Source organism: Vibrio sp. V39_P1S14PM300 (assembly GCF_009904765.1).
Taxonomy (GTDB): Bacteria; Pseudomonadota; Gammaproteobacteria; order Enterobacterales; family Vibrionaceae; genus Vibrio; species Vibrio proteolyticus.
On record NZ_WXWP01000397.1, the window covers coordinates 11,483 to 23,178 of the forward strand.

At 51.0% G+C, this 11,696-nt stretch carries 9 protein-coding genes; 2 read left to right on the forward strand and 7 right to left on the reverse strand.

Features of this window, described 5'->3' with window-relative positions; translation table 11 throughout:
• Positions 1–497 precede the first annotated feature (497 nt).
• Positions 498–2,279, forward strand: coding sequence for a sensor histidine kinase (locus CAG65_RS20675; protein ID WP_161454836.1), 1,782 nt, complete (start codon positions 498–500; stop codon positions 2,277–2,279).
• A gap of 4 nt (positions 2,280–2,283) precedes the next feature.
• Positions 2,284–3,621 carry a sigma-54-dependent transcriptional regulator gene (locus CAG65_RS20680; RefSeq protein ID WP_161454837.1) on the forward strand — a complete coding sequence of 446 codons (1,338 nt, stop codon included), beginning with the start codon at positions 2,284–2,286 and terminating at the stop codon, positions 3,619–3,621.
• A gap of 332 nt (positions 3,622–3,953) precedes the next feature.
• Here the strand turns inward: CAG65_RS20680 and CAG65_RS20685 are convergent, their stop codons facing one another.
• From CAG65_RS20685 to CAG65_RS20715, 7 genes are all read right to left on the reverse strand, one after another.
• A complete protein-coding gene (locus CAG65_RS20685; protein ID WP_161454838.1) occupies positions 3,954–5,315 on the reverse strand; it encodes a TRAP transporter large permease in 1,362 nt (453 codons plus the stop codon).
• A 3-nt stretch (positions 5,316–5,318) separates the two neighbouring features.
• Entirely contained in the window at positions 5,319–5,990 is a 672-nt protein-coding gene (locus tag CAG65_RS20690; RefSeq protein ID WP_161454839.1) for a TRAP transporter small permease, read from the reverse strand.
• A gap of 65 nt (positions 5,991–6,055) precedes the next feature.
• Positions 6,056–7,054, reverse strand: a complete 999-nt coding sequence (locus CAG65_RS20695; protein ID WP_161454840.1) for a TRAP transporter substrate-binding protein — start codon at positions 7,052–7,054, stop codon at positions 6,056–6,058.
• Between the two features lie 363 nt (positions 7,055–7,417).
• On the reverse strand, positions 7,418–8,533 hold the full coding sequence (locus CAG65_RS20700; RefSeq protein WP_021704002.1) for an ABC transporter ATP-binding protein: 1,116 nt from the start codon (positions 8,531–8,533) through the stop codon (positions 7,418–7,420).
• 5 nt (positions 8,534–8,538) lie between these two features.
• Positions 8,539–9,396 carry a carbohydrate ABC transporter permease gene (locus tag CAG65_RS20705; RefSeq protein ID WP_021704001.1) on the reverse strand — a complete coding sequence of 286 codons (858 nt, stop codon included), beginning with the start codon at positions 9,394–9,396 and terminating at the stop codon, positions 8,539–8,541.
• A complete protein-coding gene (locus tag CAG65_RS20710; protein WP_161454841.1) occupies positions 9,393–10,316 on the reverse strand; it encodes a carbohydrate ABC transporter permease in 924 nt (307 codons plus the stop codon). The genes CAG65_RS20705 and CAG65_RS20710 overlap by 4 nt, the downstream gene beginning before the upstream one ends.
• A gap of 87 nt (positions 10,317–10,403) precedes the next feature.
• The gene (locus CAG65_RS20715; protein WP_021703999.1) at positions 10,404–11,651 is read right to left on the reverse strand and encodes an ABC transporter substrate-binding protein; all 1,248 of its coding nucleotides are present in this window, start codon (positions 11,649–11,651) and stop codon (positions 10,404–10,406) included.
• Positions 11,652–11,696 lie beyond the last annotated feature (45 nt).

The following is an 11,696-nucleotide window of genomic DNA, read 5'->3' on the forward strand; positions in this document are numbered from 1 at the left end:
GTGCCGCTTGGCACTCATTTAAACTTGAGAATCGGTGTCAGCCGGAGCTGACGCCGGACTAATCAGCGATATCTTTCTATTTCTGCCGGCCTTGCCAGGAGAAAAAGGTATCTCCGATTAGTCTCAGGACAAAACGATTTTTAGACGCAGCATTCTAACGACCATAAACAGGCCTGTCGAGCTAATCCCTGATATCGTTACGCCATTGTTCTAAATTCCCGCACATTTGCCCTAAAATCGAACAAACGCTGAAAATCTTCGTTTGAAATGGGGACAATAATGGCTTTTTCAAGGGAATCGAGGCTTTTTTTCGTTAAATAACTTAAAAAGAGATCTCGCTCCTGTTTTACCCCGCAGAATCGCTATCTTTTTGAACACCTCATTCGCAATTCGCTTTACCTTATATACCAAGGGCCTGCGGTTGATTTCGCGTCATTCTTGCACGAGCAATTCACCAGGCCTGCTGAATGGATTTCGTTATTTCAGGAAAGGAAGTCATGCTGCGAATTCGACGAGCCAGCCTGATATTGCTGGTTGTATTTCTCCTGCTGGCCACCAGCGGCGCCCAACTCGTGTGGCGCTACAGTTACCAGAATCTGCTGGCTGAACATCAGGCTCAGCTGGATCGTTTTGCCAGCCATATTGCCACCAAGCTCGACAAATACGCTCACTTACCCCGGCTGTTGTCGAAAGACAAAGAACTGGTCGACGCATTGTTGCAACCGGACAACCCCGCTCAGATCGAAGTGACCAACCGTTATCTGGAACAAGTCAATGATGTCATTCAAGCTTCAGATAGCTATCTGCTCGACGCAAACGGAACCACCATCGCAGCCAGTAACTGGAATCTCGACCGCTCCTTTCTGGGACGTAACTTCGCCTGGCGACCCTACTTCAATATCGCCATGCAGGGCACTCGTAGCCAGTATTTCGCTTTGGGTTCGACTTCGGGACAACGGGGATACTACTACTCTTACCCTGTGGTGTATGCTGCGGAAATTATTGGCGTGGTAGTGGTCAAAATGGACTTGTCCGCCATTGAAGAAAACTGGGAAAGCAAAGACAGCACCTTCGTTGCCACCGACCCCAATCAAGTCGTTTTCATGTCCAGTAACCCGAAGTGGCTGTTCAAAAGCCTCATTACGTTATCTGAAGCCCAGCGCTCGACGATCACCAACAGCCGCCAGTACCTGGATACGCCCATCCGTTCGCTTGGCCTGAATGGCGATCTGAGTCACTCCCCGACAGAACTGAAAAACCCAAGGCGCGGCGGACTGGCGGGGGACTTTATCGTTTCTTCACGCCCCCTGAGCCAGCTGTCACTCAATATCCGAGTTCTGTCACCCAAAGTCACGCTATTCTGGCAAAGTCTCGGCTTTGTGGTGATTCTCAGTCTGGTGTTTGCGATCATCTATCTGGTCATGCTGCTGATCCACAACCGGCAACTGAAACACCGTCAATTGGAGCAGATTCAGTCTGAAGCCAAACAGAAGCTGGAGTACCTGGTGATGGAGCGCACCGCCAAGCTGCACGCAGAAATTGATGAACGCAGCCGAACTGAGGAAGCGCTGCGCCAGACACAGGCCGAACTGATTCAAGCCGCTAAGCTCGCCGTGCTGGGACAGATGTCAGCCAGTATCAGCCACGAACTGAATAACCCGTTGGCAGCCATTCGCAGCTTTGCTGACAATGGACGACGCTACCTGAACAAAGAAAACTACCCGAAGGTGGATGACAATCTGGCACGGATCGCGTCTCTGACCGAGCGCATGGCTAAGATCAGTGAGCAGTTAAAATCATTCGCTCGCAAATCTGACAGCAGTGAACGGGTCGTAACCCGCCTGCATCCGGTTATTCAGTCCACTCGCGAGTTGCTGGAAGCACAACTTAAGGCTCACCAGGTTACGCTGGAGATCAACAGCGACGATCTCGTCGAAGTGGAAATCAACCCTATCCAGCTTGAACAGGTCTTGATTAATCTGCTGACCAACTCGGTTCAGGCATTAGAAGAGCAGCCGCAACGTTTGATTCGCCTTTCGGTCAACGTTCACGCAGACTGCCTTCTGATCCATATTGATGATAACGGGCCCGGACTGAGTCAAGAACAACAAAATCAGCTGTTTGAACCGTTTTATACCACGAAAAAGAACGGTCTCGGTTTAGGGCTGTCGATTTCACAACAAATCATCAAAGCCATGAACGGTCTGCTCACGGTCTCTCGGTCGCCATTAAACGGAGCCCGCTTTACCATTCAACTGCCGCTGCCTATACAAGGATGAATCAATGCACGATGTATTTTTCATTGATGACGAACATGACATTCGCGAAGCCATCGCACAAAGCTTCGAACTGGAAGAGATTGAGGCGCAGTTTTTTGCCAGTGCCGAAGAGGCATTGCTGGCCGCCAAAGCCGATACGCTGCCTAAAGTGGTCGTGACCGATATTTGCCTACCGGGCTTGTCGGGCGAAAACCTGCTTCAAACAGTCCTCAATCAGGATCCGGAAGTGCCAGTGATTCTGATCACCGGTCACGGCGACATTTCCATGGCCGTCAGCGCGATGCATAACGGCGCGTATGATTTCATCGAAAAACCGTTTTCACCGGATCGGCTGGTAGAAACAGTGCGGCGCGCCATCGATAAGCGCAACCTAACCCTAGAAAACCAAGCGCTGAAGCGCAGCTTAAAAGCCAGTCAGACGCTGGGACCACGCATCATCGGCGACACCCAGTGCATCCGTGATCTGCGTGACACCATCACGCAGATCGCCGATACCGATGCCGATATTCTGTTGTTTGGGGAAACCGGCACCGGTAAAGAGCTGATTGCCCGCTCCTTACATGAACAGAGTGCACGACGCGAACAGAACTTCGTGGCCGTCAACTGTGGCGCCGTCCCGGAAAACCTGATTGAAAGTGAGCTGTTTGGCCATGAAAAAGGGGCGTTCACTGGCGCGGATGCCCAGCGCATTGGTAAATTTGAACATGCGCAAAATGGCACACTGTTTCTGGATGAAATTGAATCGATGCCAATGCAGGCACAAATCCGTCTGCTGCGCGTGTTGCAAGAGCGCGTTTTTGAGCGCATCGGCTCTAACACACTGCTGCCACTCAATATTCGCGTCATTGCGGCGACAAAGGTTGATCTCAGACAGGCCGCCGCAGACGGTACGTTCCGGCAGGATCTGTATTACCGCTTGAACATCGTCACACTCGACTTGCCGCCACTTCGTGAACGCAAAGATGATATTCCCGCCTTGTTCCATCATTTTTTACTGGTTGCTGCCGCCCGATACGGCAAGGCCGCCAATGCTTTGCCCGAGCATGATTTGCAGCAGTTGCTCAGTCACGACTGGCCGGGTAATGTCCGTGAGCTGCGCAACGCCGCCGAACGATTCGTACTTTTAGGCAAACTGACGCAATTGGGTGATGTACCTGCTTCAGTACCATCGTCGAGCCTGGCAGAGCAGGTCGCGGAATTTGAAAAGGCGGCAATTGAGCGCGCACTGATCGAGTGTGGTGGCAGTATCAAGCAGACGATGGAAAAACTGAACATCCCACGAAAAACGCTCTACGACAAAATGCAAAAGTATCAAATCGAAAAAGAGGCGTACAAAAACTAACCAGACAAAACCATGCACCCACACGTTTCATTTTTGAGACAATATACATTTTACCTCTTTGTACTGTGACACCCATCGCCTGCTTAGCCATACTAAGCGCAGGTTATTGGGTTTATCGGATGCGTATGGGCGAAAAAGTAAAAGTGCCGAACATCAGCGACACGGTGCTGATTGACGGAGTGTATCGCTGCGAACAACGTTCTGGCCAGGACAGGCGGAGGAACAAGCGTAAGTATCAATTTTACGAGCGCAGATTCACCCGTGACCCACGCGCAGGCTCAGGTACAAAAATAAACGAGGAGGTTTAACCCTCCTCGTTTTTTTGCCTGATGTTATTTAGTGATGATTTCCGGTCCCATCAGAGAAGTCGGTAACCAAGTTGAAACCCAAGGCACATACGTCACGATGATCAGGAACAGGAACATCACCGCCACCCATGGCAACGCCGCCTTCACCACACTCATCATCGACATTTTCGCCACCCCGGCGGTCACAAACAGGTTTAATCCCACAGGCGGTGTGATCATTCCGATTTCCATGTTCACCACCATGATGATACCGAGGTGAATCGGATCGATACCGAGTGCAATCGCTATCGGGAACACCAACGGTGCCACGATGATCAGCAAGCCAGACGGCTCCATAAACTGACCGCCGATCAACAGCAAGACGTTGACAACAATCAGGAAGGTGATCGGTCCCAAACCCGCAGACAACATGGACTCTGTGATCATTTGTGGAATACGTTCTTCGGTCAGAACGTGTTTCAGAATCAAAGCGTTGGCAATGATAAACAACAACATAATGGTCAGCTTGCCCGCTTCAAACAGCGTATGCTTGGTGTCCTTGTGGACAAAGGCTTGCAGGATTTTCACCACTGCTGGCTTGCGGTTTTGCTTGTCTGCAAACGGCCCCATATCGCGGTACACAAAGTTGGCAATCAGGAACGCGTAGACAGCTGCGACGGCCGCCGCTTCTGTCGGCGTGAAAATACCACCGTAAATACCGCCCAAGATGATCACTACCAGCAGCAAACCCCAGCTCGCATCTTTGGCCGCCTTTAACGCCTCGCCCCAGCCAACAAACGGCTGCTTGGGCAGATTTTTCACCCGGGCAGCTATGTAAATAGCAATCATCAGCATGACACCGGCCAGCAGTCCCGGGATCACGCCGCCTAAAAACATCCGGCCAACCGAGACATCCGTTGCCGCCGCATACACCACCATAACGATGGAAGGCGGGATCAAGATCCCCAAGGTCCCCGCATTACAAATCACACCCGCGGCAAACTCTTTGGAATAACCGTTTTTGATCATCCCGGCGATCACGATACTACCAATAGCAACCACGGTGGCGGGCGATGAGCCAGACAGCGCCGCAAACATCATACAAGCCACCACGGACGCCATGGCCAGACCACCACGGAACCAGCCCACCATGGCAATCGCAAAACGGATGATCCGCTTCGCCACACCACCGGTCGACATAAAGCTCGATGCCAGAATAAAGAACGGAATCGCCAGCAGGGTATAGTGACCTTCAAACGCGTTGAACAGCGTCTGTGCCACAGAAGCCAGAGACGCTTCCGAATGCCACATTAAAAACAGGATGCTCGACAAGCCCAGTGAGACCGCGATGGGCACCCCAACCAGCATAAAGCCGATAACAAGAAGAAATAACAGCAAAATATCCATGACTTAGTTCTCCTTGTTGTCGTGTTTGCTTTTTGGCGTCATCACGTCGCCCGCTTCTTCAGCCAGCTCCTCTTTGAGCGCCTCCAGCTCTTCCTCTGCTTCATGTCCGGCGATCAAACGATCCAGCTTACCGGTCATGATCTGGACGGCCAACTGAGCGAAACGGAAAGTTAAAAGTGCCATACCCAGTGGCAATGCCATATAAGGAATAAAGCGTGGTAGTTTTTCGTAGCGTTCACCTTCATTCAACCAGTCAGCCAGAAACTGAAACATGTCCGGCATGGGAATATCGTCGGTTTCATACCAGGCACGTTCTGAAATAAACGGATACCAGTAGTTCCACGAGCCAATCAGCAGCAGTACAGAAAATACCAGGCAGCAGCCTACCGCTAATAGCGCCAGTACTTTACGCCCCCCTTCTGGGGCCAGATTGATGACCACATCCACCCCAATGTGAAAGTGCTTTTTGACGCCATAAGACGCCCCGACCAGCACCATCCAGGCAAACATGAACACGGTCAGCTCCAGTGCCCAAAGAATATTGTCGTTAAAGAGATAACGCATGATGACGTTAATGAATGTCAGCATCGTCATCGCGCCGAGGAAGAAGGCAATCAATGTCTCTTCTACCTTGTCGGTGAACTGACCGACTTTCGCAAAAAATGACTGTTCCATGTGATACATCGCTCGAATCAGGTAGAGATGGCTCCCGACGCGCGGGAGCCTGTTATAGTGATGAGTTATTTCTGATTGGCAGCCAGTGCCGCATCGATCAGATCAGAACCGATGTCTTTTTCAAATTTCTTCCAGACCGGCTTCAGCGCTGTTACCCATTCCTGACGCTGCTCCGGTGTCAGTTCACGTACGACACCGCCCGCTTCAATCACATACTGCTTGTTCTGCTGCTCCACTTTGTTGGATTCGGCATTACGGGTATCTGTGACTTCTTTCAGGATCGTTGCGAACTGATCACGCACATCGGCCGGGAGTCCGTCCCACCATTTGGTCGACGTCACCACCAGGTAATCCAAGATACCGTGGTTGGTTTCAGTGATACCGTCTTGTACTTCGAAGAACTTCTTACCGTAGATGTTCGACCAGGTATTTTCCTGACCATCGATAACTTTGGTCTGCAGGCCGCCGTACACTTCCGCAAATGACATTTTCTGTGGATTTGCACCAAGCTGCTCGAACTGAGCCACCAGCACGTCTGAAGCCTGAACACGGAATTTCAGACCTTTCGCGTCTTCAGGGTGAATCAAGGGCTTGTTGGCGGAGATTTGCTTCATGCCGTTATGCCAAAACTCCAGACCGCGAACGCCACGGCGGTTCATGGCATTTTTTAGCTTCTCACCAGCATCAGAACTCTGGAAGCGGTCCACCGCATCTACATCATCAAAAAGGAAAGGGAGATCGAAAATACGGAACTTTTTGGTGAATTTTTCGAATTTAGACAAAGACGGTGCTGCCAGTTGAACATCACCATTTAGCATCGCTTCCAGAACTTTGTCATCATCGTACAGTGTTGAGTTTGGGAATACCTGCATACAGGCTTTACCATTCATCTCTTCATTGACCCGCTTTTCCAACAGCGACGCCGCAATCCCTTTCGGGTGCTTGTCGGTATTGGTTACGTGACTGAACTTAATCACGATTTCACCAGGGTCACAGTTCGCCGCGGCGTTGAAACTGGTGACAGCAAGAATAGAGGCAGATAGTAGAGTTAAAGGCTTTAACATGTTGTTCTTCTCCTTGTGGATAATCACAGCCCCATCTATGGGCACTGATACCCTTTAGTAAAGGCAACTTACAGGCCAACCTTTAACATTTTTGCTACAACCTTTAAGTTACAATAAGTTAGATGTGAAAATGCATCCGAGAAAGCAGCAGAGTTCACCCAACAGAATGATAAAATGGGTGGGAAATGACCCATCGAAATTGATGAATGAGTCAAAAGTGACTCATTGAATTTGGGAATGATCAGAAAGAGGCGAAGGAATAAAAGCGGCGAGTTGGCAGGAAGTGCATCCCCACGCTGAACTGCAAGCACCGCTCAGCGCCCTCCCCCGTGGACATTGATGTGGGGACACACTTAACCTGGTTTAATGGAAGTCGATGCGCTGCTCCGACTGGGCGTCAAAAAATACCGCTTTGGACAAATCAAAATGCAGAGGGGCAACCTGACCTACACTGGCGTCAAACTCAGGCGACAAGCGGCACGCCACTTCCTGATCATTCACCTTGATCATCGCGATGGTATCCGGTCCGGTTGGCTCAAGCACCTCAAGCTGCAACGTCAGTTCCGTTGACGCCACAGAGTCCGGGTTGGCCGACTCCGTGATGTGTTCCGGCCTTAGACCAATCACGATCTCCTTACCGTCCTGAGCACGCATGGAGTCTGGTAATCTGATGTGATGCTCCTGGCCATTACCACCGGTCACTTTAATCACAGGTTTGTCATGCTCGTCCAGATCCACCATGGTGTGAATAAAGTTCATCGACGGAGACCCCATAAAACCGGCAACAAACATGTTGTTCGGTCGGTTATAGATTTCTTGCGGCGTGCCAAGTTGCTGCAAAATACCGTCTTTCATCACGGCAATCCGGTCAGCCAGCGTCATGGCTTCAATCTGGTCGTGGGTTACGTACACGATCGTGGTACTCAACTGCTGGTGAAGACGTTTGATCTGATGACGCATTTCAACTCTGAGCTTAGCGTCCAGATTCGACAACGGCTCATCAAACAAGAACAGTTTTGGCCGACGAGCCAGCGCACGTCCCATCGCCACCCGCTGACGCTGTCCGCCGGACAGCTGAGAGGGTTTGCGTTCCAGCAATTGATCAATTTGCAGCATCTTTGCAACCCGTTCGACTTCCGCATCAATTTTTGCCTGAGGCAATTTACGGATCTTAAGGCCAAATTCAATATTGCCTCGCACGGTCATGTTCGGATACAGCGCGTAAGACTGGAAGACCATCGCAATATCACGATCTTTTGGCTCGACACTCGCAACATCGATACCATCAATCACAATCTCACCTGAGCTGATGTTTTCCAGCCCCGCAATGGTATTCATCAGCGTCGACTTACCACACCCAGACGGGCCAACCAGGATCAGAAACTCCCCGGAATCAATGCTGATGTCGATGCCTTTGAGGGTTTCCTGTTCCGCTTTCGGGTACGTTTTACGGATCTGTTTCAGTTCCAGTGTTGCCATGTTAATTATCCTTTTACTGATCCCGCGGTCAGGCCACGAACAAAATACTTTCCTGCCAGTACATACACAACCAGCGTTGGCAATGCCGCGATGATCGCCGCCGCCATATCCACGTTATACTCCTTCACCCCGGTGCTGGTGTTGACCAGGTTATTCAATGCCACCGTAATGGGCTGCGTATCGGACCCGGAGTAAACCACCCCAAACAGGAAATCATTCCAGATGGAGGTAAACTGCCAGATCACCGTCACCATGATGATCGGCGTCGACAACGGCAGCAGAATTTTGAAGAAAATAGTAAAAAAGCCTGCCCCGTCCAGCTTAGCCGCTTTGATCAGCTCATCCGGTACCCCGATATAAAAATTACGGAAGAACAACGTGGTAAAAGCCATACCGTAAATCACGTGCACGGTGACCAGACCTGCTGTGGTATTCGCCAACCCCAACTTACCCAGCACCGCCGCCATCGGCAGCAAAATAACCTGAAACGGAATAAAGCAGCCGAACAGCAACAAGCTGAAAAACAGGTTGGAGCCACGAAATTGCCATTTGGTCACCACGTAACCGTTGAAAGCGCCCAGCAACGTAGACAAGGCCACTGCCGGGATCACCATTTGGAACGAGTTCCAGAAGTAACCCTTTACCCCTTCACATTTCACACCGGTACAGGCACTGTCCCAGGCTTTGTACCAGGCATCAAACACCCACTCTTGAGGCAAACTCATCAGGTTTCCGGCACGAATATCCGGCAGGGTTTTAAACGAGGTGATCACCATGACAAACAGTGGCATCAGATACACCAGACAAAAGAATACCAGCGCCGTGTAAATCAACGCCCGGGAGAGGTTCATTGTGGAATTCATGATTTTTTCTCCCTCAGTTCCGAATACAGATACGGCACCAGAATGGCCAGAATCCCCGCCAACATCATCATGGCACTGGCCGCCCCCAGGCCAACCTGGCCGCGGGTGAATGAGTGTGCGTACATGAACAACGCCGGTAAATCGGACGAATAGCCGGGACCACCGGCGGTCATTGCCGTCACCAGATCGAAGCTCTTAATCGCAATGTGAGAGGTGATGATCACTGCGCTGAAAAATACCGGACGCAAACACGGCAGAATAATTTTCCAGTAGATGGTCGGCAGGCTGGCGCCATCAATCTTGGCCGCCTGAATAATGGATGAGTCAATACCACGCAGCCCAGCCAGAAACATCGCCATAACAAAGCCGGAAGACTGCCACACCGCCGCAATCACTAAGGTGTAGACCGCCATGTCAGAGTCCACCAGCCAGTTGAAACTGAAATGTTGGAATCCCCAGTCATGCATCAGTTTCTCCAGGCCAAGCCCCGGGTTAAGAATCCATTTCCACGCGGTACCCGTCACGATAAAGGACAGTGCCATCGGGTAGAGATAGATGGTGCGGATCGCGCCTTCCTGACGAATATTCTGATCCAGTAGAATAGCCAGCCCAACCCCGAGCACAATCGCGATGAACATAAACAGCACACCAAACAAACCAAGGTTGGTGATAGAAGTGATCCAGCGGTCGTTTTCCATCAGTTTTTCATACTGGATAAAACCAACGAAATTAAAACTGGGCAGAAAACGTGAGTTGGTCATTGAAAGTGCAGCCGTCCAGAAGATATAGCCGTAAATGCACACCACGGTGACCACCATGGTCGGTGCAAGTACAATCTTTGGCAGCCAGTGTTGAAGTCTGTCGGCGAAACCGGGTTTCGGTGCCGACTTCGTCGTAGACCGAGTCAAAACATGCTCCATAACGATTCCTTGTTGCAAATGCTCCGGGAGCCCCCACTCCCGGAGCAACAGCAAACCGGGTTCCCCATAAACCCGATTCCCTACGCTTTAGATAGCCGCTTTCACTGCTTTCGCCAGCTTCTGTGCAGCCTCTTTCGGATCCGCGTCAGGATCGTTAAAGAAGTTTGTCACCACATCAAAAATCGCGCCTTGTGCGTAACTGGTGGTCGACATGCCATGTGCCATACTCGGCACCAGATCACCTGACTTCGCCGTGGCTTTGAACGCCGCCATTGAGTCCAGTGCACAGCTGTCGAATTTCGACATATCCATATCCAGACGAACCGGAATCGATCCTTTGTTCAGATTGAACACTTCCTGAAACGCAGGTTCAAGGATGGTTTTTGCCAGTGCTTTCTGGGCTTTCTTGTTCTCAGCATCGCTCAGCTCAAAAAACGCAAAGCTGTCGACATTGTGGGTAAACTGACCGGATGTGCCTGGCGCTGGCACACAAACGTAGTCTTTGCCCGGCATTTTGCCCGCAGCACTGAATTCGCCTTTGGCCCAGTCACCCATGATTTGCATCGCAGCATCACCATTGATGACCATCGACGTTGCGACGTTCCAGTCACGTCCCGGAGAGTTAGCGTCAATGTAGTCATGCATTTTCTGGAACTTGGTAAACACCTCTACCATCTTGTCGCCAGACAGCGTGTCCATATCGAGATCGACAAACGCCTTCTTGTAATCATCACTGCCAAGCACACCCAGCGCAACCGCTTCAAAAACCGTGGCATCCTGCCAAGGCTGGCCACCATGAGCCAGTGGCACGAAGCCCGCCGCTTTCAGCTTATCGCCAGCTGCAAAGAATTCGTCCATAGTGGTCGGGATTTTAGCGCCGGCCTTTTCAAACACCGCAGGGTTGGCCCAAAGCCAGTTCACCCGATGCACGTTCACCGGTACCGCCACATATTCACCGTTCCATTTCATGATGTCGGTGATCATGGAAGGCACAACCTCATCCCAGTGGCCTTCTTTGGCAACATCATCCAGATTAGTCAGAAAGCCTAATCCACCCCATTCTTGAATATCATGGCCTTTGATCTGCGCCGCAGAAGGCGGGTTTCCTGAAACCGCGCGGGTTTTCAGTACGGTCATCGCACTTTCACCGCCACCACCGGCAACCGCAAAGTCTTTCCAGCTGTGGCCCTGCTCTTCGAGCATCTGTTTTAACACTGAAATGGATTTCGCTTCGCCACCGGATGTCCACCAGTGCAGCACTTCCACTTCACCGGCTTGTGCGAATGAGGTAGCAGATAAAAGAGATAAGGTCAGTAGGGTTTTGGTCATTTTCATTGTTATCTTCCATGTATCGGATTAGACACTCCCGGTCCTTGCCGG